This window comes from Micromonospora sp. WMMD735, from assembly GCF_049178995.1.
Taxonomy (GTDB): Bacteria; Actinomycetota; Actinomycetes; order Mycobacteriales; family Micromonosporaceae; genus Micromonospora; species Micromonospora wenchangensis.
Map to the genome: position 1 here is coordinate 320,594 of NZ_JBMHMJ010000002.1, position 24,659 is coordinate 345,252.

Consider the following 24,659-nt stretch of genomic DNA (forward strand, 5'->3'; position numbering starts at 1 on the left):
CCATCTTATCGGAAAGGACATTCATAATGGATAGATCGTCTGCGGACGTGTCGAGGGTGACCCGTCGCGGCCTGCTCAGCGGTGTCGCCGCCGTCTCCGCCACCCTGCTGGCCGGCTGCGGTGGGGGCGACGACCCGAGCACCCCCGCCGCCGGGCGACCCCGGCGCGGCGGCCGGCTGCGGGCGGCGTTCGCCGGCGGCGGCGTCAACGAGACGTTGGACCCGCACCTGGCCAACCTGTTCAACGAGGCGTCCCGGGCCAAGGCGATGTTCGACAAGCTCGCCGACTACGGCCCCGACGTCTCCATCCGGCCGCGCCTCGCCGCACGATGGGAACCCAACGGCGACCTCACCCGCTGGCGGATCAGCCTGCGGGAGGCGACGTTCCACGACGGGCGGCCGGTCCGCGCCGCCGACGTGCTGTACAGCTACGCCAGGATCACCGACCCGAAGAAGGCGTACCGGGCCAGAGCCAGCCTCGGCCTGCTCGACCTGCCCCGCAGCCGCGTCATCGACGACCGGACCGTGGAACTGGCCCTCACCCGCCCCTTCGCCGAGTTCCCCAACGCCCTGGCCGCGTTCGGCGCGTACATCGTCCCCGAGGGCACCGACAGCTTCACCCGGCCCGTCGGATCCGGGCCGTTCACCTTCGACTCCTGGCAGCCCGGCCGGTCACTGCTGCTCAAACGCTACGACGGCTACTGGGAGGGCGCAGCCCACCTCGACGAGCTGGAATACCTGATCAGCAACGAGGAGTCGGCCCGGGTCAACGCCCTGCTCGCCGGGCAGGTGGAGTACGCCCACGACATCACCCCCACCACCGCCCGCACCCACGCCGGCAGCACCCGGCTGACCGTCACCCGGATGCCGAACAGCACCATGCAGTCCTTCGCCATGAAGGTCGACCGGCCGCCGTTCGACAACCGGGACCTCCGCGAGGCCATGTTCCTGCTCACCGACCGCCGACAGCTCGTCGACACCGTCCTCGCCGGGTCCGGGCAGATCGGCAACGACCTGTTCGGCAAGGGCTACCAGCACTACGCCGACGACATCACCCAACGCACCCACGACCTCGACCGGGCCCGCTTCCTGATCGACAAGGCCGACGCCCGGGGCCTGCGGATACGCCTCGACACCGCCTCGGTGGCCAGCGGCTTCGTCGAGGCCGCCAGCATCCTCACCGACCAGGCCAGACAGGCCGGCCTGGTCATCGACACCGCGCTGGGCAACAAGGACACCTACTGGAAGGACATCCTCGACACCGGTGTGCTGTCCTCGTACCGCTCCGGCGCCATGCCCATCGAGACGCACATCTCCCAGCGGCTGCTGACCACCTCCACCACCAACGCGACCCGGTGGACCCGCCCCGACTTCGACGCCCTCTACACCCGGGCGGTCTCCAGCACCGACGAGGCCACCCGCCGGCAGGCGTACGGCGACATGCAGCGCGTCCTGCACGCCGAGGGCGGCTTCCTGATCTGGGGTTTCGCCGACTTCCTCGTCGCCACCGCACCCCGCGTCGGTGGCGTCTCCGCCCAGGCGCCGGCCAACACCCTCGACTGGGCCCGCTTCGACAAGGTCTGGCTGGGGTGAGTCTGCCCCGCTACGCCGCCGGGCGGCTGCTGCTCGGCCTCGGGCAGGTCGCCGGGATCACCACCATCGTGTTCGTGCTCACCGAGGCGCTGCCCGGTGACGCCGCCGTGGTGATCGCCGGCGACCAGCCCGACCCGGCCCGGATCGCGGCCGTCCGGCAACAGCTGGACCTCGACCGGCCGGCCTGGCAGCGCTACCTCGACTGGCTGACCGACCTGCTCCACGGCGACCTCGGCGTGTCACTGATCTCGGGACGGCCGATCGTCGACCGGCTCGCCGACAGCGCGGGCGTCACCCTGCTGCTGGCGGCGGTGACCCTGCTCGTGCTCGTACCGCTCGCCGTCGCCCTGGGCATGCTGGCGGCCCGCCGGGAGGGGGGACCACTGGACCGGACGGTGTCCGCGGTGTCGGTCGCCCTGTACGCGGTGCCGGAGTTCGCCCTGGCGATCCTGCTCGTCGCGGTCTTCGGCGTGCGCCTCGGCTGGCTGCCACCCACCGCGTTCGGCGCCGACCTGCTCGCCCAGCCGTCGGTGCTCGTACTGCCCCTGCTCGTGCTGCTCGCCCGGCCGGTCTGCACCATCAGCCGACTCACCCGCGCCGGCCTGCTCGACGCGCTACGCGCCGAGCACCTCCGCCACGCCCGACGCCTCGGCATCACCGGCGGCCGGCTCTGGCTGCGCCACGCCCTGCCCGACGCCCTGGCACCGGTCGTGCAGCAACTCGCCCGCACCACCGACTGGCTGCTCGGCGGGGTCATCGTCGTCGAGGCGGTGTTCGTCATCCCCGGACTCGGCACCGCCCTGGTCGACGCCGTGTCCACCCGCGACGTGCCCACCGTGCAGGCACTGTGCGTCCTCGTCGCCGTCGCCACGGTGCTGGTGAACCTGGCCGCCGACCTGGTGGCGTTCCGCCTCGCCCCGCGTACCCCGGTGGGCCGATGAGGCGGCTGCGCACCCTGACCGTGGCGGCGCTGCTCAGCGTGCCGCTCGGTCTGGCCGTGGGCGGCCCGCTGCTGGCCGGGGAGCCGGCCGGCCGCACGTTCCCGTTCGCCGCCGACGGGCCGCTGGGCACCGACTTCGTCGGCCGCGACGTCGGCCAGCAGGTCCTGCTCGGCGGCCGGTCCGTCGTCGCCGTCGCCGTCGCCGCGACGCTGCTGGCGTACCTCGTCGGGGTGCCGCTCGGGCTGTTGGCCGCGTCGACCCGCCGCCGGTGGGCCGACGAACTGCTCATGCGCCCACTGGACCTGGCGCTGGCCGTGCCGTCACTGCTGCTGCTGATCCTGCTGGCCGCCACCGCACCGCCCGGACCGCTCACCCTGGTCGGGATCGTCGCGCTGATCGGGCTGCCGGAGATCACCCGGATCACCCGGGCCACCGCGCTGCCCCTGGCCCACGGGCCGGCCATGGAGGCGATGCGCCTGTACCGCGAGACCTGGTGGCGACGCGGCCCCGGCTACGTCGGCACCGGCATCCGCCGGGTCCTGCTCGCCGACGCCGGCGTCCGGTTCGTCGGCGCGACGTACCTGGTGGCCACCGCCAGCTTCCTGGGCATCGGCGTGGCACCCGACGCCGCCGACTGGGCGGTCATGGTGGACCGCAACCGCGCCGGACTGTTCCTGCAACCCTGGGCCGTCGCCGTCCCCGCCGCCCTGCTCATCTGCCTGGCCGTCGGCCTCAACCTGGCCACCGATCAGATGCTGGTCAGCCGCCGCACCGACCCCCCGCCCCGGCCCGCACCCCCCACGACCGCCCCCCGCCCGCCGACACCCGGCACCCTCCTTGAGGTACGGGACCTGACCGTCACCAGCGGCGACACCCGCCTGGTCGACGGCGTCTCCTTCGCTCTGCCCGCCGGAAAGATCCTCGCCGTCGTCGGCGCCTCCGGCAGCGGCAAGACCACCACCGGCCGGGCCCTGCTCGGCGACGTCGCCCACACCGGCACCGTCACCCTGGCCGGCGCGCCCGTCACCACCCGCACCCCGCCACCGCCCGGCAGCGTCGGCTACGTCCCCCAGCAACCCGGTGCCGCACTGCACCCGGTACGCCGCATCGGTGCCGTGCTCGACGAGATCGCCCGGCACCACACGCCCGGCACCGGCCGCAACGCCCGCCGACGCGCCGTGACCGCCGTCCTCGACCGGGTCAGCCTGCCCACCGACCGCCGGTTCCTGCGCCGTTTCCCGCACCAGCTCTCCGGCGGTCAGCAGCAACGCCTCGTCATCGCCCACGCCCTACTCGCCCACGCCGTCCTGCTCATCGCCGACGAACCCACCACCGGGCAGGACGCCCTCACCCGCACCGACGTCGCCCGGGAACTCACCACCCTCGCCCGCGACGGCATCGCCGTGCTCCTGCTCAGCCACGACCTGCACCTCGTGCGCGCCGTCGCCGACCAGATTCTCGTGCTGCACCGGGGAGCCGCCGTCGAATACGGCACCGCCGCCGACGTCCTCGCCACCCCCCGAGACCGGCACGCCCGGGACCTGCTCGCCGCGCCACCGCACCCGCCGTCGACGGCGACCCGGCAGGACCGGCCGCTGCTGCACGTCGCCGGTCTGAGCGCCGCCCACCGCGACGGCGGCCGACGACGTGACGTGCTCCACGACGTCACCCTGACCGTCCCCGCCGGGCGGTGCCTGGCCGTGGTCGGCCGCTCCGGCAGCGGCAAGACCACCCTCGCCCGCTGCCTCGCCGGCCTGCACCCCACCCGCACCGGCCTGGTGACCCTCGACGGGCAACCCCTCGCCGGGCACCTTGACCGCCGCCGCCCCGACGAACTCGCCGCCATCCAGTACGTGTTCCAGGACGCCCGCGCCAGCTTCGACCCCCACCGGACCGTCCTCGACCAGACGGCCGCCCCCGCGCGACGCCTCCACGACGCCCCACCGGCGCAGGCCCGCCGCACCGCCCTGGACCTGCTCACCCGGGTGGGCCTCACCGAACCCACGGTCACCCGACGCCCCGACCGGCTCTCCGGCGGCGAACTGCACCGCGCCGCACTCGCCCGGGCCCTGGCCAGCCGGCCCCGGGTGCTCATCTGCGACGAGACGACCGCCGGGCTCGACCGGCTCACCCAGCACGGCATCCTCACCCTCCTCGACGAACTGCGGCACAGCCTCCGGCTGACCGTCGTGGTGATCAGCCACGACCGGGACGTGGTCGCGCACCTCGCCGATCACATCGTCGTTCTCGACAACGGATGCGTCGTCGACGACGGCCCCGCCGACGACCTGCTCCACCACGCGCAGCACCCGCTGAGCCGCGCCCTGCTGCACACCCACCCGGCGGACGACACCGCACCCACCCACCCGTGACCGGAGGAACCATGCCGCACCACCGACAGCGCGTCGGCCCGTACGAGGTCCAGATCGCCGGCCCCCGGCACGTCGACGGGGCGCGCAGCGTCATGCTGGACACCTTCTACCGCGACTTCGGCTTCGGCTACCGGCCCGAATGGCACGCCGACGTCATCGACCTCGACGGCACCTATCTCACACCCGACCGGCACGCCCTGTTCGTCGCGACCAAGGGCGACGAGGTCGTGGGCACCACCGCGGTACGCGCCGCCGCGCCCAAGAGCCCACCCCACCCACGTTTCCTCGCCGAGCGCTACCCCGACGACACCACCGCGCAGCTGTTCCGGGTCTACGTGCGGCCCGGACACCGACGGTGCGGTCTCGCCCGGGCACTGGTCGGCCTCGCCGTCGACTTCGTCACCCGGCAACCCCGTTACCGCGCGCTGTACCTGCACACCGACACCCGCGTCGCCGGTGCCGAACCGTTCTGGCGGAGCCTGGCGACGCCGGTCCACGACGCGCGTGACGGCCACGACGCCACCTGCCAGACCGTCCACTTCGAGATTCCGCTGCCCGGCCGCCACCGGTAGCCGCCCGTCGTACCCGGGCGTACCGCATCCGTCGCGGACGGCTTGACCTGGAGCGCGCTCCAGGTGGCAGGGTCGACGCCATGGCAGGGGACAGGGGAGCGGCCCGGCTGGTGCTGGGGACGATGAACTACGGCACGACCGTGGACCGGGACCGCGCGTTCGCGCTGCTGGACAGGTTCGTGGAGCTGGGCGGGCAGTGGCTCGACACGGCCAACTGTTACGCGTTCTGGTCCGATCCGAGCGGTCTCGGCGGGGCCAGTGAGCGGGTGATCGGGGCGTGGCTGCGGGCCCGGCCGGCCGGACGGGCCCGGGTGCGGATCGCGACGAAGGTCCGGTACGACCCGCTGGTGGCGCACCGCTGGCCCGAGTCCGCCGAGGGACTGTCGGCCGGGGCGATCGCGGCGGGCGTCGCCGGCAGTCTGTCCCGGCTGGGCGTCGACGCGGTCGACCTGCTGTGGGCACACGGTGAGGACCGCAGCGTGCCGCTCGCCGAGACCGTCGCCGCCTTCGGCGCGCTCGTCAGCAGGGGGACCGTGCGTCGGGTGGGGGCGGCGAACCACGCCTCGTGGCGTGTCGAGCAGGCCCGCGCCCTGGCCCGGGACCAGGGGGTGGCGCAGTGGTCGGCGGTGCAGCTGCGGCACTCGCTGGCGCAACCCAGACCCGGTGCCGTGTTGCCCGACCTGGGCCACAAACTTCTCACCGCCGACGACCTCGACTACGCCCACACCGAGGGCCTGGACGTGTGGGCCTACACCCCGTTGATCAACGGCGGCTACGTGCGCCCCGACAAGCCCCTCCCCGAGGCCTACGACCACCCGGGGACGAGCCGGGTCCTCGGCGTGCTCGACGAGATCACCGTCGAGACGGGGGCGACACGCAACCAGGTGGTGCTCGCCTGGCTGCTGCGGCAGGGCATCCGGCCCATCGTCGGCGTGAGCAGCCTCGCGCAGCTCGACGAGGCCGTCGACGCGGTGCACGTGCCGTTGGAGGACGGGCAGCTGGCCCGGCTGGCCGCCGCCCGCTGAACGGAACGGGAGGGTTCCGGGGGATCGCCTTCCGCCGAGCCGGTGCCGCCGTCGGGCGACGGCGGCACCGGCCGGTCCGGTGGAGCCTCAGGTGGCGAGGGTGGCCAGCGGCTTCAGGCCGTAGGTGCGGGCGTAGCCGTTCTCGATGCCCACGAGCAGGTCGACGACCTCGAAGTAGCGGTCCCAGAAGGGGGTCTCGCGCAAGGCGTCGATCAGCAGGCGGTAGGCGTCGTGGTCGTCCGCCTCCCAGACCCAGATGTCGGTGACCCGCGCCGAGTAGAACTCCGTGTCGTAGAAGCGGGAGCGGACACCGTGGGTGCGGGCCTGGATGACGGGGAGAACGTGGGTGGTGAAGGCCTGGACGCGTTCGGCCACGGTCATCGCCAGCCACTCGGGGGTGGTTTTGACAAGCATGAAAGCGGTGACCGGCGGCTCGGTTCGGTCAGCGGGCATCGACGGTCCCCTGGGTGGTGAGGACGGCGGGCCGCAGCGTTCGGGCGCACCACTGCGCGAACGTGGTGGCCGGCCCCGCCTGCGGTGAGCGGTCGACGCCCGAGTCCAGGCCCTCGTCCTTGGCGCGTTTCATGTCGACCATGGCCTCGACGAACGCCGCGTCGAGGCCGTAGCCGAGCATGGTGGAGCGCAGTTCGTCGAGCGACTGACGCCGGTAGCGGACCGGACGACCCAGTTCCTCGGTCATGATGCGGGCCAGGTCGTCGGGCGAGAGGTCCTGCGGGCCGAGCACCGGGACGTCGCCCACACCGGTCCAGGAGCGGTCCAGCAGCAGCCCGGCCGCGGCGGCGGCGATGTCGGCGACGGCCACCATGGGGGCGCGACGGTCCGGGGCGACGGTGTCGGTGAAGACGCCGTCGTCGCGGATCGTGTCGACCTCCTCCAGCAGGTTCTCGAAGAAGGACGGGCAGGCCAGGGCGCGGTAGGCGACGCCGGAGCCGGCGATCAGGTCGTCCATGGCCAGGGAGGCGGTGACCAGCCCGGCCCGGGCGGCCTGCGGGGTGCCACGGCCGAGCGCCGAGACGCCGACGACATGGCCGACGCCGTGCGCGGCGAAAGCACGCGCGGCCGGGCGGGTGAAGCCGCTGTAGGCGTCGTCGGGCGTGCCGGAGGCGTCCGGTGGCACCAGCCAGAACACGGCGTCCGCCCCGGCGACGGCACGCTCGACGGTCGCGGCGTCGCCGTGCGAGCCGACGACCACCTCGACCCGGCCACGGACGTCCTCGGGCAGCCGGGCCGGGTCCCGGACGACGACACGCAACTCCTCACGGCCTGCGGGTGCGGCCTCGATCAGCAGCGACAGCAGGTGCCGCCCGATGTTCCCGGTGGGTCCGGTAATGACGATCATGAAACCTCGATTGTCGGATCGGCAGGACTCACCCATCGTGCGGACGGGCACCGCATTGCCACAATGGGAACTTCAGCATCCAATCATTGCCTGAAGTGGAATAAATGCGGTGAGCAGCCCAGCCCCGAACCTTGATGCCAACCTCGCCGTCGCTCTCGACGCCCTACTGACCGAGCAGAGCGTCACCCGCGCCGCCGCGCGGCTGCAGACCTCCCCTGCGGCGATGAGCCGTACCCTGGCCCGGTTGCGCCGGGTGCTCCGCGATCCACTACTGGTGCGGGCCGGACAGCGGATGGTGCCCACTGCGCGCGCCGAGGCGCTGCGGGACGAGGCCGCCGCGGTGGTACGCCAACTGGAGGCGTTGCTCGCCCCGAGCGGCGGAATCGATCCCGCGGCACTGCGGCGGACCTTCACCATCCAGGCCGCGGACCTGGTCGGTGACGCGGTCGCGCCCGGTCTGCTCCGGCTGGCCCGACGGCGGGCGCCGGGCGTCTCGCTGCGGGTGCTGGCCGAGGAGTGGGAGGCGGGCCCCGCGCTGCGTGACGGACGGATCGACCTGGAAGTCGGCGCCATCGACCACGTCGACCCGGAGACCCACGTCGAAGAACTCGTCACCCTGCGGATGGCGGCCGGGGTCAGGGCCGGGCACCCACTCGCCGAGGGAACTCTGACGGCCGCCAGACTCGCGGCGGCCGAGCACGTGGCGGTCAGCCGCCGCGGACGCTTCACCGGCCCGCTGGACACGGCCCTGGCCGCACAGGGGCTCAGCCGGCGGGTCAGCGCCGTCCTGCCCGGACACCTGGCCGCGATGATGCTGGCCGCAGCCGAGGACGTGGTCTGCCTGGTGCCGACCGCGCTGCCGGGTGAACCTCCGTCACGGCTCAGCGACGCGGCGCACACGCTGGGGCTGCGCCTGCTGGACATTCCGCTGCCGCTGCCACCGCTGACGATCGGCATGGCCTGGCACCCACGGCACAGCGTCGACGGCGCCCACCGGTGGCTGCGTGCCGCCGTGCGTCACGTGCTCCGTCCCGCCCGGGAGGAATAGGAGCTGCACGTCAGGGCCGCGTACCCGTGCCCGTCGGGGCGGGCCGCACCGCTGGGGGGAGAACTCGCGGATACGGCCGATCACCGGCGACGGCGGGACATCCACTGCCAGAGGTGGGTGCCGTCGACGCTCGGGTCGTTGCGGGCCACGTAGATCCAGGAGAAGTGGCCGGGGAACTGGTGACCGTTCCAGACGACGTGGTCGTACAGGGTGATCAGCGATCCCGGGATGAGGCCGTGGGCGTGGACCGTGTTGGTCGCGGGCGGCACGGTGTCGTCGTCACGCGAGGTGACCAGCCAGGTCGGGGTGTCGATCGCCGCCAGCTCCGCGTCGGTGACCAGCGGCGGGCCCTCGCCGCCGAGCGGCTCGACGACGCCGCAGATCGGCACCGACGCGGCGAACAGGTCGGGATAGGCGACGGTCATCTTCAGGGACATGTATCCGCCGTTGCTGCAGCCGACCACGTAGATCCGGTCGGGGTCGACGCGCTCGCGGCGGACGAGGTCCTTGACGATGTCGGCGATCAGCGGGGCGAACCGGGGACCGTCCTGCATCCAGTAGGAGGTGCTCTGCGGGGCGACGACGTACGCGTCGGAGAAGATCCGTTGCCCCTGCGGGGTGGCGAAGCCCAACGCGCCGCGGTTGGCGCGCAGCGTGGTTTCGTTGTCGTAGTAGCCGTCGGGCAGTGAGGCGCCCTCGCCGGCACCGTGCAGCCAGAGGATCAGCGGTCGCCGGCCATGGCGCGGTGAACGCTTCGGGGAGTACAGCCGGTACTTCATGCCCGAGCCCGAGACGTGGTGGCTGAAGGCGTCCACCTCGGGGTTCGACAGCCGTCCCTGGACGAAGCTGGTGACGGTGACGGGTGGGCCGTGACGCCGGGCGAGCGGGGTGTTCTGCGTGATGGTGTAGACGAGGTCCAGCCGGACGTTGCGGCCCTTGCTCAGGATGTAGCCGAGGGTGCCGCCGCCGAGTTGACCCTCGCCGTGGCTCAGGTCGAGCACGATGTTTCCCTGCCGGTCGAGCCGGGCTGCGGTCACCGGGCGGTCCAGGTCGTACTCGCTGAAGATCAGGTCGCCGGGAGCGATCGGGATCGGGCTGGTGGCCCTGGCGTGCACGGTGAACGTGCCGGTGCTGAGCCCGGTGGGGTCGATCGGCCCGAGTCGGCCGGTGTCGAGGGTGACCGAGGTGACCTGTTCGCCACCGTCGAGCGTCGTGGCGTTGAGAGTGAAGCTGACGCTGGTGGGGTGGTGGCCGTCGGCGTGGGCGGCACCGGGCAGCGCGAGGCCGACGGCGGCGCCGGCACCGCCGGCCAGGACGGTACGGCGGGTGACCGACGTGGACATGTGACCCCCGACAATTACGTAGATGTCTGTCGATAGATCGTCAACCTAGCGCCGGGGAGATCCGCTGGCAACCGGTCACCGACGGCGCGACGACGCCCGGTGGCGATCAGTTGCCCTCGTCGACGTGGCTCTCGCTGCGGCGCACCGGCCGGCCGGAGTCGTCTCGATCTCCTCGGCGGGACGGGTGCGTCAGTGCGCGTTCTGTTCCTGGAAGTCGACGATGGCTTCGCCGTGGTCGCGGGCCCAGTCGGTCAGGACCCTGATCGGCTCGACCAGGGTCTGCCCGAGTGGGGTGAGGCTGTACTCGACGCGTGGGGGCGCTTCGGCGTAGGCGCGGCGTTCGACCAGGCCGTATCCCTGTAGACGGCGCAGGGTCTGGGTGAGGACCTTGTGGGAGATGCCGCCGATGAGGTGGGCGAGTTCACCGGGGCGTCGGGGTTGCCGGCTGAGCGCGAACAGCACGATCACCGCCCACTTCTCGGTGATGATCTCCACCGCCAGGCGGGTGGGGCAGTCGGCGAGAAAGACCTGACCGGGGGAGTTGTGCACAAGGTCGAAAGGTACCAGCAGGTTCCTATCGGCTCCGTAGCGTTTCCGGTGAAGCCCATCAGGAGCACAGGGAGCCCTTTCATGCCACGAGTGGTCGTATTCGACGAGACCGGCGGTCCGGACGTGCTGCGCATCGTCGACGAGCCGGTCGTCGCGCCCGCAGCCGACGAGGTACGCGTACGGATCGAAGCCTTCGCCGCCAACCCGCTCGACCAGATGGTCCGGGCCGGGCAGTCCCCGCGGCCCGTACGGCTGCCGCACGCGCGGCTGGGCGTCGAGGGAACCGGTGTGGTCGACGCGGTCGGACCCGCAGTGACCGGACTGGCCGTCGGCGACCCCGTCATCCTGGGGGCGATCCCCGACTTCGAGACCACAGGCGCGTATGCCGAGTACACCACGCTGCCGGCCGACCGGGTGGTGCCACGGCCCGCCGGGCTGGAGCCCGTCGACGCGGCGGCGCTCTGGGTGTCGTACTTCACCGCCTACGGTGCGCTGGTGGAGAGGGCCGGAATGCGACCCGGGGACCAGATCCTGATCACCGCGGCGTCGGGCGGTGTCGGGCGGGCCGCGATCCAGATCGCCAACCAGATCGGCGCGGTCCCGATCGCGGTCACCCGACACAGCGCCAAGGTGGACAGCCTGGTGGCCGCCGGGGCCGCCGCGGTGATCGCCACCGACCGGGAGGACGTCGTGGAGGCGGCGCGGCGGCACACCGGGGGAGTGGGCGTCGACATCATCCTGGACGCCGTCATGGGTCCGGGCCTTGCCGAACTGTCGCTGGCCGCGAAGCTCGGCGGCACCCTGGCCACGGTGGGTTGGCTGGACCCACGGCCGGCGTCGTTCCCGGCGAATCCGTCGCTGACCATCCACCGCTACATGAGCATCGCGGACATGGTCGACCCGGTGACCGCCCGGCGGGTCGCCGCGTTCCTGACCGCCGGTGTCGGCACCGGGGTGCTGCAACCGGCGGTGGACCGGGTGTTCACGCTGGACGACATCGTCGGGGCCCACCGGTACCTGGAGCAGGGAACGGCGGCGGGCAAGATCGTGGTGACGCCGTGACTGCGGGCCGGGCCCATCGTCTGACACCGCCGGTCTTCGAGCACGACCGACGTGATGGACGGTCGCGCAGCTGACCTGGTGACACTTGCTGACTGTCTACGCCAACTACACGGCGTCTCCCGGCCGTCAGGGCTGCTGCCCCCCGCCTGTCGCCGTTTGCCAAGCTCGGTGAGCAGTTGGACAGGGCTGCCGCTCTGGGTGTGAGGGACCGGACGTTTCTGCGGGAGCAGCGCGAACATCTCGCGGCACAGTGGGAGCAGACGACGTTTGCGCTCGGGGAGACGGTGCTGCACGGCGACGCGCACATGGAGAACCTTCTCATGACTTCCGGTGGTCGGTGGGCATTCGTGGACCCGGAGGCCGTGCGTGTCGGACCACCGGAGTGGGATCCGACCCTCAGCGCTCTCTACTACGAGTGCGGATGGTTCACCGAGCACGGGTACGCGACGTCTGCGGAGACCTACGGGTATGACGTCCGCCTGGGCTCTGCGTGGCCGGCACTTCGGCAGATCCGCATGTTGCGGATGACGTTGTGGTTGGCGCAGTCGGCGGACACTGATGCGCAGCGACAGCGACAGTTGACGCATCGGCTGATCACATTGCGCGACGGGTCGGCTCCGGCTGGCTGGACAGGCTTCTAGATCTGCTACTCGGCACGTCGGCCGAGTGGGCGCGCATCGCTGCCAGCTCGTCTTGGAGAGCGGGCTCTACAGCGACGGATTCGAAAGCCCTGTGGAGGACGCGAAGGTCGTCCTGTAGCCGGCTGGAGTGCACGCCGTCCGCGTCGGCTGAACCGGCTCGTGCCGACTGGAGCGCACTGGCAACGTCGCCTTGGCGTGCCTGGAGGCAGGCGATTCGAATCATGGTCAGTGCCCGGGGTCTGGCAACCGCCGTGGGGTGGAGGCCGTACGCGGCTCGCAGCCGAGCGATCGTGGCGCTGATGAGAGCCCGGTCCCCGACAGCCGGTGCGGCGGGCCGCTTCTAGGTGGCTGCCGCGCGCGGTGGTTGCTGGGCCGCCCTGGTGACCAGCGCGTCCAGCAGTGCGGGTGTCACCGGTTCGCCGGTCACCAGTACCCGGAAGTGGATCGGCCCGACCACCTGGTCGACGAGGAGGTCGACGTCGGTGTCGGCGGGTAGTTCGCCGCGTGCCGCTGCCCGGTCGAACGGCATGCGGTCGCGGGCGCGCAGCTGTGGCAGGACCTCTGCGCGTAGCCGGGCGGCCAGGTCGGGATCGTGTTGGGCCTGGCCGGCCAGGGCCCGGAACACCGCCCCCGAGTCGGACACCTCCAGGAAGCGGACCAGTTCGTCGAGGTGGGCGCGCAGGTCGGTGCGGAAGGCACCGGTGTCGGGCAGCGTCAGCTCCTGGACGCTGTCGGCGGTGAACGCGTCGACCAGGATGTCGGTCTTGGAACGCCACCACCGGTAGATCGTCTGCTTGGCGACGCCGGCCCGGGCGGCGATGCCCTCGATGGTGACCCTGGCGTAGCCGATCTCGGCGACGAGGTCGTCCGCCGCCCGGAGCACGGCCTCGCGGGCCGCCTCGCTGCGGCCGTGCCGGTTGCCGCGATGCATCGGGCGCTCCTTCCCGTGAGGTGCCTTTCCCGTGAGATCCACGTCTTCGGAGACGCTACAAGACCCGCCACTTTCCTAGACGCAACGTTGCGTCTAGTCTAATGCTCATGACGACGACACTGCACGACCCTGCGGTCCGCGACCTGATCGCCCGGCTGTTCACCGAGGCCGAGCGCGACGATGAGCGCTCGCCGGGTCGGCCCGCCCCCACGGCCACCCCCCAGGAACGTTCCGATCTGCTCGAAGACATCTACATGCCGATCTCGGCCCGCGGCGGCGACCTGCTCTACGCCCTGGTCCGCGCGGCCCGACCGCAGACGGTGGTCGAGTTCGGCACCTCGTACGGGATCTCGACGCTCTACCTCGCCGCGGCCGTGCGCGACAACGGGATCGGGCACGTCACGACGACCGAGCTCAGTGCGACCAAGGTGAGGGCGGCCCGCGCCACCATCGAGGAGGCCGGGTTCAGTGACCTGGTGACCGTGCTCGAGGGCGACGCGCTGACCACTCTCGGCGCGGTCGGCGGCCCGATCGGTCTGGCGCTGCTCGACGGCTGGAAGGAGATGTGCCTGCCCGTCCTGCGCCTGATCGAGGACCGGCTCGCCCCGGGCGCCCTGGTCGTCGGCGACGACTCCACGTTCGAGTCGATGAGCGATTACCTGGCCTACGTCCGCGACCCGGCCAACGGCTACGTCAGCATCGACTTCCCGGTCGAGGACGGCATGGAACTCAGTTGCTGGACGGGCCGCTGATCAACGAGCGGCAGCCTTGTCGCAGTGGTGTGAGGCGTTGGCGTCGGTTTTCGTACGGCCGGGCGGGCGACTCGACCCCCGGGACAGGTCTCATTCCTCGTTCCGGTGCCCGGTGGCGGGAGCGCGCCTGGCCAGCGCGGTGATGAACGTGACGATCTCGTCGGGGTTCTCCTCGGCCATGAAGTGTCCGCTGTCGGTGGCCTGGTAGGTGAGGTCCGGGGCCCACGCGCGCCAGAGCGCGGAGGCGTCGAAGCCGAGTTGGGAGCCCCAGTCCTGGGAGATGACACCGACGGGCATCGTGAGGTGTGCGCCGCGTTCACGGTCGGCGATGTCCATGTCGAGGTCGATGCTGGCCGTCGCGCGGTAGTCGGCCACGATCGAGTCGATCGCGGCGACGGAGCTGTCGACGTAGTGGTCGCGCTCGTCGGAAGTGAAGGTGGTGCCGGTGGGGTCCCATGCGTCGAGGAAGGAGCCGAAGAACTCGGGACCGACGGCGGCGATCATCTTCTCGGGCAGGCCGGCCGGCTGGGCCATGAGGTAGAGGTGCCAGGCGACCTTGGCGTTGACGCCCTGCAGGACGGCCCACGTGTCCAGGGTCGGCAGGACGTCGAGGATGCCGAGGTAGCGCACCGCCTCGGGGTGGTCGAGCCCGGCGCGGACGGCGACGAGAGCACCGCGGTCGTGGCCGATGAGCCCGAAGCGGTCGAAGCCGAGCTGACCGGTGATGGCGATCACGTCGTTGCCCATCGTGCGCTTGGCGTAGGTGCCCGGGTCGTCGGCGACGGGCTTGCCGCTGGCTCCGTAGCCGCGCAGGTCGGGGACGATGACGGTGTGGTCGGTCGCGAGCTTCCCGGCGACGTGTCGCCACATGTAGTGGGTCTGCGGAAAACCGTGGAGCAGCACGACGGCCGGCCCCTGGCCGCCGACGGCGACGTTGAGGTCGACGCCGGTGTCGCCGGCGATCGTGCGGTAGGTGAAGTTGTCGATCACAAATGGTGTGGTCACTGGTCCTCCTGGGGTCGGTTGGTGGCGCGGGTTTCGGGATGGCCGGAGAAGAGGCCGGCGGGCAACGTGGTGACGCTGGTGGCGGAGGCGACGAGCGCAGGGATGATCACGGTGTCCACGAGTGCGGACAGGTAGGCGTCGTCGACCGCAAGGCCGTTCGCGTGCCGGAGCAGCAGCACCGACCCGACGACCTCGTCGAAGGCGAACGGGCTCGCCCCGGTGGGCAGTTCGCCGCGAGCGACCGCGGCGTCGATGACCGCCTGCGGCAGTCTGGCCCCCGTGGGTCCCGCGGAGCTCTCGATGGCGTCGCACAGTTCGGGGTCTTTCAGCCCGGCCTGGAGCAGCATCAACGCGGTGCCGATGTCGGCGGCGGCCATCGTGCCCTCCAGCCGTCGGGCCAGGATCAGGAGGTCCTCGCGCAGGGTCGCCCCCTGCGGTGGCGGGGACGTCGAGTGCCGGGCGGGCCCTGCCTTCACCGCGGCGATGACCATGTCCCGCTTGGCTCCCCAGCGCCGGTACAGGCTGGCCTTCGACGTCTGGCAGCGTCGAGCCACCGCTTCGAAGGTCACGTCCTCGTACCCGTCCTCGGCGAGGATTTCGAGTACGGCCGCGGTGATCCGACGCTCAAGGTCGGCATCGCGCGGTCGGCCGCGGGCCGCTGGAGACTCTCCATTCCGATACGCCACGTGCCGTATCGTATCTCAGGGCGTCGGGGCCGTCGACCGGCGACCCCGGCCGGTGCCTCGCCGCAGGGCGGTCACGTCGTGGCCGTCCGTCGCGCGCTGCCCGACCCGGGATCTCGTGGCCGGTCCGAACCGGCCGTTCACGGCGGCGTGCCGAGGCGCTAGTTGCCGACGCCGAGGCTCGCCATGAACGCCGCCGGGTAGCGGTCACCGCGCGCCGCGCCCTTCGGCACGGCCCTCTCGATCTCTTCGAGATCACCGGCCGACAGCTCCACCTCCAGCGCCGGCAACGCCTCGGCCAGCCGCAGCCGGGTACGCGCACCGACCAGCGCGACGATGGACGGGTCCTGCGCCGCCACCCACGCGATCGCCAACTGCGCCACCGTGCACCCCTTCGCGTCGGCGACCCGCCGCAACGCCTCCACCAGGGCGAGGTTGTGCGACGCGTTCTCAGCGGAGAAGCGGGGAGCATGGTTACGCGGATCGTCCGCCCGCCCCGGCACCCAGTTCCCCGACAGCAGACCACGGCCCAGCACCCCGTACGCGGTCAGCCCGATGCCCAGCTCCCGCAGCGTGGGCAGCACGTCGGCCTCGACCGCCCGCGACAGCAGCGAGTACTCGATCTGGAGATCGGCAACCGGGTGTACGGCGTGCGCCCGCCTGACGGTCTGCGCGTCGACCTCGGACAGCCCCATGTACCGCACGTAACCGGCGTCGATCATGTCCTTGATCGCGCCGACCGTGTCCTCGATCGGCACCGACCGGTCGAGCCGGGCCGGCCGGTAGATGTCCACGTGGTCGACGCCGAGCCGGGTCAGCGAGTAGCTCAGGAAGTTGCGCACCGAATCCGGGCGGGAGTCCTGACCGGCGAACCGCATGCCCGGCCCCACCTGCTGCCCGAACTTCACACTCAGCAGATAGCTGTCCCGGTCGCGTCCCCGCAACGCCTCCGACAACAGCAGCTCGTTGTGCCCCATGCCGTAGAAGTCGCCCGTGTCCACCAGCGTGACCCCCGCGTCCAGCGCGGCCCGTACGGTGGCGATGCTCTCCCCACGATCGGCCGGGCCGTACGTGCCCGACATGCTCATCGCCCCCAGCCCCACCGCGGAAACCGTGGGACCCGTGTCACCCAACCTGCGTGTCTGCATCGAAACTCTCCCTCGTCGGTCGATCCCGGCTCCACCCTGCGCCACTTCCCGGCCCGCCGGCAGCGGAGCGCTTGTCGTGGGAGCGCCACTCCCTGGCTCGGTGCCAGCCCCGGCGGGCAGCATGGAGGCATGCAGCGTGAGCAGCTCGCCGACTTCCTGCGGCGTCGGCGCGAGGCCGTCCGCCCCGCCGAGGTCGGCATCGCCGAGGGCCCCCGTCGCCGCACCGCCGGCCTGCGCCGCGAGGAGGTCGCCATGCTCGCCGGCATGTCCGTCGACTACGTCGTCCGCCTTGAGCAGGGCCGTAGCAGCCAGCCCTCGACGCAACTGCTCGGCGCCCTGGCCCGGGCCCTGCGTCTGACCGACGACGAACGGAACCACCTGTTCCACCTGGCCGGCCACCAGCCGCCGCCCGCCGAGGGCACCGCCCGCCTGGCCCGGGCCGGCCTGGTCCGCCTACTCGACCTGGTGGGCGACACCCCCGCCATGGTCCTGTCCGACCTCGGCGAGGTCCTGGCGCAGAACCGCATGTCGATCCTGCTCAGCGGCGACCACACCGGGCTGACCGGCGACCGCCGCTATGTCGCCTACCGTTACTTCACCGACCCGGCCGTGCGTGACCTCCACGACCCCGGGGAATGGCGGCGGCACGCCCGCCAGCAGGTCGCCGACCTGCGTGCGGTGGCCGGCCGGCGGGCCGGCGACCCGACCGTGACCGGCCTGATCGAACGGTTACGGGCGGCGAGCGACGACTTCCGGCGGCTGTGGGCCGAGCACGAGGTGGCGGTACGCCGCGCCGACCGCAAGACGTTCGTGCACCCGCGCGTGGGCCGTATCACGGTGGACTGCGAAACCCTGGTCACCCCCGACCTCGGCCAGCAGTTGCTGGTGCTGACCCCGGCCGATGCCGGGGCCAGGGAGCGGCTTGAGCTGCTACGCGTGCTGGGCGTCGAGGAGTTTCCGACCGGCGTGCCCCACTGACGGCGTCCGCGGTTACCCACACCACTGCCACCGGTGACCGAGCCCGACGACGACCGGCTCCCGCTGGCCACGCCCGTAGCGCCGGCACGAACGAGCCGCTCGCCGCCGTCGACGCCACCCGACTCCTGCCACCGCGCCACCGTGATCCCTCCGACCGCACGCTGGTGTCGCAGGCGACCCGCGAAGGATGACTCTGGCCTCCCGGTCAGGCGTCGATTGCGCTGTGCGATGTGGGTGTGAGGGGAAGGGATGTCAGGTGGCGGTGGGGAAGCGGAGGTCCGAGGGGGACGTCTCGGCCCGGGCCGGCCACCGACTGGTGACGACCTTGCCCCGGGTGTTGAACGCCACCCCCTCCGGGCCGTGGATGTGGGTGTCGCCGAAGAGCGACGCCTTCCATCCGCCGAAGGAGTGGTAGGCCATGGGGACCGGCAGCGGGACGTTCACACCGATCATGCCCACCGTGACGCCCCTGACGAACCGGCGGGCCGATGCCCCGTTTGCGGTGAACAGCGCGGTGCCGTTGCCGTACGGGTTGGAGTTGATGATCTCGATGGCCTCGTCCAGGGTGTCCGCCCGCAGCACGACCAGCACCGGGCCGAAGACCTCCTGTTGATATGCGGACATCCCGGGGGTGACCCGGTCCAGCAGGCACGGTCCGACGAAGTATCCGCCTTCGTGGCCGTCGACCCGCAGCCCCCGGCCGTCGACGACCAGGGTCGCCCCGGCCCGTTCCGCCTCGTCGACGGCGGTGATGACCCGCTCACGCGCCTCGCGGGTGACCAGCGGACCCATCTGGGAGGCGTCGTGGTCGCCGGGACCCACCACGATCGCGGCGACCTCCTTGTCGAGCAGCTCGATCAGCTCGTCACCGGCCGATCCGACCGCTACCACGGCGGAGATCGCCATGCACCGTTGCCCGGCCGAGCCGTACGCCGCCGAGGTGATCTGGCGTGCGGCGTCGGACAGGTCGGCGTCGGGCAGCACCACGGCGTGGTTCTTCGCCCCGCCCAGCGCCTGGACCCGCTTGCCGGAGGAGGCGGCGCGTTCGTGCACGTACCGTGCGATCGGGGTGGAGCCGACGAAGGACACGGCAGCGATGTCCGGGTGGTCGAGCAGCGCGTCCACGGCGGCCTTGCCGCCGTGCACCACGTTGAACACCCCGTCCGGCAGGCCGGCGTCGGCGTACAGCTGGGCGACGAGGTTCGACGCGGACGGGTCCCGCTCACTCGGCTTGAGCACGAACGTGTTGCCGCAGGCGATGGAGATCGGGTGCATCCACATCGGCACCATGACGGGGAAGTTGAACGGTGTGATTCCCGCGCACACCCCGAGCGGCGCCCGCAGGGAGTACGAGTCCACGCCGGTGGAGACCTGGTCGGAGTAGGCACCCTTGAGCAGTTCCGGGATGCCGCAGGCGTACTCGACCACCTCGCGACCCCGGATCACCTCGCCGCGCGCGTCCTCGACCGTCTTACCGTGCTCCGCGGTGATCAGCCGGGCCAGGTCGCTCTCGTGCCGTTCCACCAGGTCCCGCATCCGGAACAGCACCTTGGTCCGCCGGGACAGCGACATCTCGCCCCACGACCGGTGGGCCGTCACCGCCGCCGCGACGGCGCGGTCGACCTCGGAGCGGTCGCCGACGGCGACCTGTGCCTGGGGCTCGCCGGTCGCGGGTTGGTACACCGTCGTGTACTCGCTACCGGCGACGGACGCCCCGCCGATCCAGTGCTCGATGCTGCGCACCGCACTCTCCTTCGTTGCCTGGCGCTCTCAACGTCGCCTGATTCGTCCTGCTGTCTGGTGGGTGTCGTGGTCGGGTGAACCGTCAGCTGCCACCGGGGTGTACGTGGGCGGACCGCCGGCCGTGCGTGCTGCCTAGAGCCACCGGGTGCCGATGCCTCGTAGGTCGGGGGTGCTGAAGGAATACAGCAGTTCCATGCCGTGCGTGCCGCCGGTCCTGATCGCGTGGCTGACACCGGCGGGGATGTACATGGCGGTGCCCGGCCCCGCCTCGAACCGCTCGCCGGCGAGCGTGAACAGTGCCGTACCGGACAGGACGTAGTAGAACTCGGCCGAGGCGGCGTGCAGGTGCAGCGGGTGCGTCATGCCCGGCTCCATCCGGTAGACACCGGTGAGGAACTCGCATCGGGGGTCGCCTGTCCGGTGCCGGTCGACGAGGCGGTGCACCGACCCCTCATCCTCCGCGTTGTGGTTGAGGCTGGAGATCAACTCGTACTCCAGGTCGTCGCGGTGGATGACGAACCCCGGACGCGGCGCGCCCGCAGCGGCGTCGGTGGCCGCTGTCCGGCGGCCTCCGGCGGGCAGGGCCGTCACCGCTCGGCGTCCACGCTTGTCGCACCCAACGGGATCTGGGGACTGGTGAGCGGGCCGTGGTGCTTGGACAGGCAGATGGCCTCCCAGCCGGAGACCACGCCGTGGATGACTCCCGGCTCCCAGCAGAGGTACTCGCCGGCGTGGTAGACGTGCTCCGGGTCGGTGGCGCACCAGCCGTCGAGGAAGAAGATCTCCTCGGTGCTGTGGTGGAACTCCAGCGCGGTCTTGGCGAACCGGCGCGGCAGGACGAACAGGATGGTGTCCTTGCCGGTGTCCTCGACCTTGCGCAGCCGGATGCACTGGGTGGGCACCTCCAGGTCGCCGTGGCTGCTGGTGTCGGTGACGCCCGCGAACGCCTCCTGCACCGGCGACCAGTTCGCCGGGTCGAACACGTCGACGATCTCGCTCAGCGGTTTCGTCGGTGCGGGCGGCTCGCCCGTGCGGACCTCGAACCGGGAGTCGCTCCAGAAGATCAGGCTCGCGCCGCCCACCGACGAGATCGGACCGAGGCCGGTGCCGGACGGCAGGAACAGGTAGCGCCCGCGCCCGCACTGCCGGCCGGCGACGGTCAGGTCGCCGGCACGGACCAGGAGTTCGAGGTCGGCGGCGTTCCAGTGCTCCGGCATGCTCCAGCCGGGCGGCACGTCGACGACGAGGGTCTGCGCGCCGGTCTGCGGGTCGCCGTTGATGTGCCGGGTGAGGAGGCCGAAGGGCAGTCCGTCCTCCCGCCACACCCGTTGGGGCACCCCTTCGATGATGACTCGACGCTTGCCGGTGTGCGCCACGGTAGCCTCCTTCACGTTGGGGTCGGATTGTATGTAATTCTGTTGACCGCGTCCAGGCTTGCCTGGCATATCATGAGGTAGATGCGGTTTTGTGCCGGGTCGGTGATCGTGCTGAGCAACCACAGGTGTCTTGTTGTATGCAACTGTGGTTTCGATGGCAAGCGTTGCCGCTGGCTCGCGTCGCAGTGGCCGTCGCAGTCGGACCAGTTCCGCCGGGCGGGCTGGACGGTGGCGCCGGTCCTGCGCGCTGCGGATGTTCTCCTTGTGCCTGGCTTGACGGTTTGTATACGATCCAGCATCCGAGTTGCCCTGCTAGCTGCGTTTCCTCATCTACTCAGATCGGGGAGAGATGCCGCGAAGGTTCGGTCTTGTTGGTGCGACGGTGGTCGTCGAGGACGGCGCTCGCATCACTGACGTGCTCATTGAGTCGGGGCGCATCGAGAGGGTCGGCGGGATTCCGCCATCGGTGGACGTCGAGACGTTCGATGCGCGGAGGAAGATCATCATTCCCGGCGGCGTCGATGTGCATACACATATGGATACGCCGTTCATGGGTGCCGTCACCTCGGACGACCACGCCTCGGCGAGTCGGGCCGCCGCGGTGGGTGGCACCACGACCTACGTCGACTACGCGTTCCAGCGGCCGGGGGAGCGTCTGCCCGAGGTGCTGGCCCGGTGGGCGGGCCGCGCCGGCGGACGCTCCGCCGTCGACTTCAGCTTCCACCTGGCGGTGACGTCGCCGTACCCGGATCTCGCGGCCGACATGGCGCTGGTGGTCGCCGACGGCGTGACCAGCTTCAAGGTGTTCATGGCGTACAAGGGCCTGGCCATGCTCGACGACGGGCAGCTCTTCACGGTCCTCACCGAGGCGAGCCGGCTGGGCGCGACGCTCTGCGTGCACGCCGAGAACGGTCACGTCATCGATGTCCTGGCCGAGCGGCTCATCCGGGCGGGAAAGACCGGACCGTTGGGTCACCTGCTGTCCCGGCCGCCCGAGACCGAGGTGGAGGCGGTTCGGCGTGCCATCATGCTCGCGAACATGGCGGACGCCCCGCTGTATTTCGTGCACCTGTCCACCGCAGGTGCGGTCACCGCCGTCGCCGAGGCCCAGTCGGCGGGGCGCCCGATCTCGGGTGAGACCTGTACGCACTACCTGCTGCTCGACGAGGGTCTGTACCACGGGCCCGGCTTCGAGGCGGCGAAGTACGTGGTCAGTCCGCCGCTGCGCGGTCGCGAACACCGTGAGGAACTCTGGCGCGGGCTGCGGGAGGGCACCCTCGCGGTGGTCAGCTCGGATCACTGCCCGTTCTGCATGGCCGGACAGAAGACCCTGGGTGTGCACGACTTCAGGCGGATCCCCAACGGTGCGCCCGGGATCGAGCACCGCGTGCCGCTGCTGTACGGGCACGGGGTGCGGTCCGGCCGGCTGAGCCTGGAGCGGTTCGTCGACGTGGTGTCGACCGGTCCGGCCCGCCGGTTCGGTCTGTACCCGACCAAGGGCGTGATCCGGCCGGGTGCGGACGCCGACCTCGTCGTGATCGATCCGCAGGCGGCCTCGGTGGTGCTCGCGCAGACGATGACGCAGGACTGCGACTACACGCCGTTCGAGCGGTGGCACGTGCCCGGACGGATCGACGCGGTCTACCTCCGGGGTGAACTCGTCGCCCGTCGCGGCCGGTTCGTCGGTCGTCAGGACGCCGGTCGGTTCGTGTCCCGTCGTGCGGCGTAGGTCGGTGGGATCTACCTGGGAAGAGTCTTGACACACACCAAGTTGTATACAAGCATCCCTCGTGTTATCCGCTTTACCAGGTTCGTTGCGGTGGACAAAGCAAGCTTGCACACAATTGGAGGTATCGGCATGGGGACGTGTTCCGTGCGGGTGCGGGCCGTGGCAGTGCTCGCCGTGGCGAGCCTTGCCTCCGCGGCCTGCGGCGGCAACGACGCGCAGAGGTCTGACGCCGGCAACGGCCGGACCCTGACCATCGCCGCACCCGGGGTCCTGTCGAGTCTCGACTCCGAGCGCTACCAGGGATTCATTTCGATCGACCTGCTACCGAACACCGCCGGAACGCTCGTGCGCTTCAAGAAGCCCGAGGCCGGCGCGACGACACTCCAGACACCTGACCAGATAGAACCCGAGCTCGCCGAGTCCTGGAAGCTGAGCGAGGACGGCAAGCAGATGTCCTTCACGCTCCGTGAGGCCAAGAGCCAGTTCGGCAACACCCTGACCGCCGAGGACGTGAAGTGGTCGGTCGACCGCATGGTCAAGAGCACCGGTGTGCCGATCGCCAAGATCCTGATGGGGGTCGGTGGCTGGGACATCGCCAACCCGATCACCGTCACCGACGACAAGACGTTCACGATCAACGTGGCCAAGCCGAACGCGGTGAGCGTCACGATCCTGAGCACGTTCTTCATGACGATCTACGACTCGGTGGAGGCCAAGAAGCACGCCACCGCCGACGACCCGTTCGCCTACAAATGGCTGGGGGAGAACACCGCCACCTTCGGCGCCTACCAGGTGCGGTCCTTCGACCCGGGCAAGGAGGTCCGGCTCACCGCCAACCAGAACTACTTCCGGGGTGTGCCCAAGGTCAAGGACGTGGTGGTGCGGGCGGTCGCCGACACGTCGAACCGGCTCCAGTTGGCCCAGAGCGGCCAGGTCGACGTCGCCACGGCGATGACCTTCGACCAGCTCTCGTCGTTGAAGAGCAACGGCGACGTACGACTCGAACGGGTGCTCTACCCGAACATCGACGTGCTGGTGCCGAACCTCAAGGCCAAGCCCTTCGACGACAAGCGGGTCCGCCAGGCCCTGTCGTACGCCATCGACCGCAAGGCGATCGTCGACTCCGCGTACCAGGGCTTCTCGGCGGCCTCGACCGACTTCATGCACGACGACTTCGGCGCGCCGGCGGCGGGTCAGCCCCTGACCACCGACGTCGACCGGGCCAAGCAGCTGTTGGCCGAGGCCGGCCTGCCCAACGGGTTCCCGATGGAACTGGCCTACAACGCGGCCAACGTCGGCGCGCACAGCGAGCAGGTGGCCGTGCTGCTGCGGTCGCAACTGGCCAGGGTCGGCATCGACGTGAAGCTGAACAACGTGGCGTCCGGTGCGGACTTCGACACCGCCAAACGCGAGGGCAAGCTGCAGACCTGGCTGGCCACCAGCACGCCGCTGATCCCCGACCCCGCCTACTACCTGCAGGTCTTCTACTCCACCGGTGGTCTGACCAACCTGCAGAACTACAGCTCACCGACGCTCGACGGTCTCTCCCGCAAGATCCTCGAAACCCAGCCGGGAGCCGAGCGGGAGGCGTTGGTCAAGCAGGTCAACGACTTCATGGTGGGCGACATGCCGGCCGTCCCACTGGTCGACGCCCAGAAGTACTACGTGTTCAAGAAGAGCGTGACCGGGTTCGTGAGCTACTCCCAGGGTCACGTCAACTACTACGACATCTCCATCGGCTAGCCCGGGCGGGTGTCCCCGCCACCGCGGTGACGGGGACACCCGCCCATCCGGGCGACCAGCCGGACG

Annotated in this window: 23 protein-coding genes; 12 read left to right on the top strand and 11 right to left on the bottom strand. The window is 71.1% G+C overall.

Annotated elements, in window-relative coordinates; all coding sequences use genetic code 11:
- The first annotated feature begins 26 nt into the window (after positions 1-26).
- The 5 genes from ACN268_RS01570 (at position 27) to ACN268_RS01590 (ending at position 6,502) form a co-directional block, all read left to right on the top strand.
- Positions 27-1,592 (top strand): ABC transporter substrate-binding protein, encoded by a 1,566-nt coding sequence (locus ACN268_RS01570; RefSeq protein ID WP_421481369.1) that lies wholly within the window; start codon positions 27-29, stop codon positions 1,590-1,592.
- Positions 1,589-2,533, top strand: coding sequence for an ABC transporter permease (locus ACN268_RS01575; protein WP_363658220.1), 945 nt, complete (start codon positions 1,589-1,591; stop codon positions 2,531-2,533). Before ACN268_RS01570 ends, ACN268_RS01575 begins: the two co-directional genes overlap by 4 nt.
- Positions 2,530-4,905 (top strand): ATP-binding cassette domain-containing protein, encoded by a 2,376-nt coding sequence (locus ACN268_RS01580; RefSeq protein WP_421481370.1) that lies wholly within the window; start codon positions 2,530-2,532, stop codon positions 4,903-4,905. Before ACN268_RS01575 ends, ACN268_RS01580 begins: the two co-directional genes overlap by 4 nt.
- Positions 4,906-4,916: 11 nt before the next feature.
- Complete coding sequence (locus ACN268_RS01585; RefSeq protein WP_363658216.1) at positions 4,917-5,477, top strand: GNAT family N-acetyltransferase; 561 nt, start codon at positions 4,917-4,919, stop codon at positions 5,475-5,477.
- Between the two features lie 80 nt (positions 5,478-5,557).
- Positions 5,558-6,502, top strand: a complete 945-nt coding sequence (locus ACN268_RS01590; RefSeq protein WP_421481371.1) for an aldo/keto reductase — start codon at positions 5,558-5,560, stop codon at positions 6,500-6,502.
- Between the two features lie 87 nt (positions 6,503-6,589).
- On the opposite strand, the gene ACN268_RS01595 is transcribed toward ACN268_RS01590, so the two are convergent.
- Both ACN268_RS01595 and ACN268_RS01600 read right to left on the bottom strand, forming a co-directional pair.
- Positions 6,590-6,955 carry a darcynin family protein gene (locus ACN268_RS01595; protein WP_302742491.1) on the bottom strand — a complete coding sequence of 122 codons (366 nt, stop codon included), beginning with the start codon at positions 6,953-6,955 and terminating at the stop codon, positions 6,590-6,592.
- A complete protein-coding gene (locus ACN268_RS01600; protein ID WP_421481372.1) occupies positions 6,945-7,862 on the bottom strand; it encodes an NAD(P)H-binding protein in 918 nt (305 codons plus the stop codon). The genes ACN268_RS01595 and ACN268_RS01600 overlap by 11 nt, the downstream gene beginning before the upstream one ends.
- Positions 7,863-7,971: 109 nt before the next feature.
- On the opposite strand from ACN268_RS01600, the gene ACN268_RS01605 reads away from it, so the two are divergent.
- Positions 7,972-8,910 carry a LysR family transcriptional regulator gene (locus tag ACN268_RS01605; protein WP_421481373.1) on the top strand — a complete coding sequence of 313 codons (939 nt, stop codon included), beginning with the start codon at positions 7,972-7,974 and terminating at the stop codon, positions 8,908-8,910.
- Positions 8,911-8,990: 80 nt separating this feature from the next.
- Here the strand turns inward: ACN268_RS01605 and ACN268_RS01610 are convergent, their stop codons facing one another.
- On the bottom strand, positions 8,991-10,253 hold the full coding sequence (locus tag ACN268_RS01610; protein ID WP_421481374.1) for a prolyl oligopeptidase family serine peptidase: 1,263 nt from the start codon (positions 10,251-10,253) through the stop codon (positions 8,991-8,993).
- A gap of 189 nt (positions 10,254-10,442) precedes the next feature.
- Complete coding sequence (locus ACN268_RS01615) at positions 10,443-10,802, bottom strand: winged helix-turn-helix transcriptional regulator (protein ID WP_302742499.1); 360 nt, start codon at positions 10,800-10,802, stop codon at positions 10,443-10,445.
- Positions 10,803-10,883: 81 nt separating this feature from the next.
- Here ACN268_RS01615 and ACN268_RS01620 point away from each other — a divergent pair, with 81 nt between their 5' ends.
- Together ACN268_RS01620 and ACN268_RS01625 are read left to right on the top strand one after the other, a co-directional pair.
- Positions 10,884-11,864 carry a zinc-dependent alcohol dehydrogenase family protein gene (locus ACN268_RS01620; protein WP_421481375.1) on the top strand — a complete coding sequence of 327 codons (981 nt, stop codon included), beginning with the start codon at positions 10,884-10,886 and terminating at the stop codon, positions 11,862-11,864.
- Positions 11,865-12,040: 176 nt separating this feature from the next.
- On the top strand, positions 12,041-12,505 hold the full coding sequence (locus tag ACN268_RS01625) for a phosphotransferase family protein (protein WP_302742503.1): 465 nt from the start codon (positions 12,041-12,043) through the stop codon (positions 12,503-12,505).
- A gap of 340 nt (positions 12,506-12,845) precedes the next feature.
- Here the strand turns inward: ACN268_RS01625 and ACN268_RS01630 are convergent, their stop codons facing one another.
- The gene (locus tag ACN268_RS01630) at positions 12,846-13,436 is read right to left on the bottom strand and encodes a TetR/AcrR family transcriptional regulator (RefSeq protein ID WP_302742505.1); all 591 of its coding nucleotides are present in this window, start codon (positions 13,434-13,436) and stop codon (positions 12,846-12,848) included.
- 107 nt (positions 13,437-13,543) lie between these two features.
- Here ACN268_RS01630 and ACN268_RS01635 point away from each other — a divergent pair, with 107 nt between their 5' ends.
- Complete coding sequence (locus ACN268_RS01635; RefSeq protein ID WP_421481376.1) at positions 13,544-14,188, top strand: O-methyltransferase; 645 nt, start codon at positions 13,544-13,546, stop codon at positions 14,186-14,188.
- Positions 14,189-14,278: 90 nt separating this feature from the next.
- Here ACN268_RS01635 and ACN268_RS01640 read toward each other — a convergent pair whose 3' ends face one another.
- The 3 genes from ACN268_RS01640 to ACN268_RS01650 form a co-directional block, all read right to left on the bottom strand.
- Positions 14,279-15,193, bottom strand: a complete 915-nt coding sequence (locus ACN268_RS01640) for an alpha/beta fold hydrolase (RefSeq protein WP_421481377.1) — start codon at positions 15,191-15,193, stop codon at positions 14,279-14,281.
- Positions 15,190-15,879, bottom strand: coding sequence for a TetR/AcrR family transcriptional regulator (locus ACN268_RS01645; RefSeq protein WP_421481378.1), 690 nt, complete (start codon positions 15,877-15,879; stop codon positions 15,190-15,192). The genes ACN268_RS01640 and ACN268_RS01645 overlap by 4 nt, the downstream gene beginning before the upstream one ends.
- Positions 15,880-16,037: 158 nt before the next feature.
- Positions 16,038-17,024: an aldo/keto reductase gene (locus ACN268_RS01650; RefSeq protein ID WP_421481379.1), complete on the bottom strand. Its 987-nt coding sequence runs from the start codon at positions 17,022-17,024 to the stop codon at positions 16,038-16,040.
- Positions 17,025-17,153: 129 nt separating this feature from the next.
- On the opposite strand from ACN268_RS01650, the gene ACN268_RS01655 reads away from it, so the two are divergent.
- The gene (locus tag ACN268_RS01655) at positions 17,154-18,002 is read left to right on the top strand and encodes a helix-turn-helix transcriptional regulator (RefSeq protein WP_421481380.1); all 849 of its coding nucleotides are present in this window, start codon (positions 17,154-17,156) and stop codon (positions 18,000-18,002) included.
- Between the two features lie 252 nt (positions 18,003-18,254).
- Here ACN268_RS01655 and ACN268_RS01660 read toward each other — a convergent pair whose 3' ends face one another.
- The 3 genes from ACN268_RS01660 to ACN268_RS01670 all read right to left on the bottom strand — a co-directional run bounded on the left by ACN268_RS01660 (position 18,255) and on the right by ACN268_RS01670 (position 21,136).
- A complete protein-coding gene (locus tag ACN268_RS01660; protein ID WP_421481381.1) occupies positions 18,255-19,745 on the bottom strand; it encodes a CoA-acylating methylmalonate-semialdehyde dehydrogenase in 1,491 nt (496 codons plus the stop codon).
- 132 nt (positions 19,746-19,877) lie between these two features.
- Positions 19,878-20,336 carry a dimethylsulfonioproprionate lyase family protein gene (locus ACN268_RS01665; RefSeq protein WP_302742517.1) on the bottom strand — a complete coding sequence of 153 codons (459 nt, stop codon included), beginning with the start codon at positions 20,334-20,336 and terminating at the stop codon, positions 19,878-19,880.
- On the bottom strand, positions 20,333-21,136 hold the full coding sequence (locus ACN268_RS01670) for a hypothetical protein (protein WP_421481382.1): 804 nt from the start codon (positions 21,134-21,136) through the stop codon (positions 20,333-20,335). The genes ACN268_RS01665 and ACN268_RS01670 overlap by 4 nt, the downstream gene beginning before the upstream one ends.
- A 367-nt stretch (positions 21,137-21,503) precedes the next feature.
- On the opposite strand from ACN268_RS01670, the gene hydA reads away from it, so the two are divergent.
- Together hydA and ACN268_RS01680 are read left to right on the top strand one after the other, a co-directional pair.
- Positions 21,504-22,850, top strand: a complete 1,347-nt coding sequence (hydA, locus tag ACN268_RS01675; RefSeq protein ID WP_421481383.1) for a dihydropyrimidinase — start codon at positions 21,504-21,506, stop codon at positions 22,848-22,850.
- A gap of 129 nt (positions 22,851-22,979) precedes the next feature.
- Positions 22,980-24,593 carry an ABC transporter substrate-binding protein gene (locus tag ACN268_RS01680; protein ID WP_421481384.1) on the top strand — a complete coding sequence of 538 codons (1,614 nt, stop codon included), beginning with the start codon at positions 22,980-22,982 and terminating at the stop codon, positions 24,591-24,593.
- Positions 24,594-24,659: the final 66 nt, after the last annotated feature.

What these genes read in the sequence shown, in the direction of transcription:
- ACN268_RS01595 (WP_302742491.1), bottom strand. Translation starts at nt 6,955, where the DNA reads ATGCCCGCTGACCGAACCGAGCCGCCGGTCACCGCTTTCATGCTTGTC.
- ACN268_RS01610 (WP_421481374.1), bottom strand. Translation starts at nt 10,253, where the DNA reads ATGTCCACGTCGGTCACCCGCCGTACCGTCCTGGCCGGCGGTGCCGGC.
- ACN268_RS01580 (WP_421481370.1), top strand. Translation starts at nt 2,530, where the DNA reads ATGAGGCGGCTGCGCACCCTGACCGTGGCGGCGCTGCTCAGCGTGCCG.
- ACN268_RS01630 (WP_302742505.1), bottom strand. Translation starts at nt 13,436, where the DNA reads ATGCATCGCGGCAACCGGCACGGCCGCAGCGAGGCGGCCCGCGAGGCC.
- ACN268_RS01600 (WP_421481372.1), bottom strand. Translation starts at nt 7,862, where the DNA reads ATGATCGTCATTACCGGACCCACCGGGAACATCGGGCGGCACCTGCTG.
- ACN268_RS01620 (WP_421481375.1), top strand. Translation starts at nt 10,884, where the DNA reads ATGCCACGAGTGGTCGTATTCGACGAGACCGGCGGTCCGGACGTGCTG.
- ACN268_RS01650 (WP_421481379.1), bottom strand. Translation starts at nt 17,024, where the DNA reads ATGCAGACACGCAGGTTGGGTGACACGGGTCCCACGGTTTCCGCGGTG.
- ACN268_RS01635 (WP_421481376.1), top strand. Translation starts at nt 13,544, where the DNA reads ATGACGACGACACTGCACGACCCTGCGGTCCGCGACCTGATCGCCCGG.
- ACN268_RS01590 (WP_421481371.1), top strand. Translation starts at nt 5,558, where the DNA reads ATGGCAGGGGACAGGGGAGCGGCCCGGCTGGTGCTGGGGACGATGAAC.
- ACN268_RS01585 (WP_363658216.1), top strand. Translation starts at nt 4,917, where the DNA reads ATGCCGCACCACCGACAGCGCGTCGGCCCGTACGAGGTCCAGATCGCC.
- ACN268_RS01570 (WP_421481369.1), top strand. Translation starts at nt 27, where the DNA reads ATGGATAGATCGTCTGCGGACGTGTCGAGGGTGACCCGTCGCGGCCTG.
- ACN268_RS01655 (WP_421481380.1), top strand. Translation starts at nt 17,154, where the DNA reads ATGCAGCGTGAGCAGCTCGCCGACTTCCTGCGGCGTCGGCGCGAGGCC.
- ACN268_RS01680 (WP_421481384.1), top strand. Translation starts at nt 22,980, where the DNA reads ATGGGGACGTGTTCCGTGCGGGTGCGGGCCGTGGCAGTGCTCGCCGTG.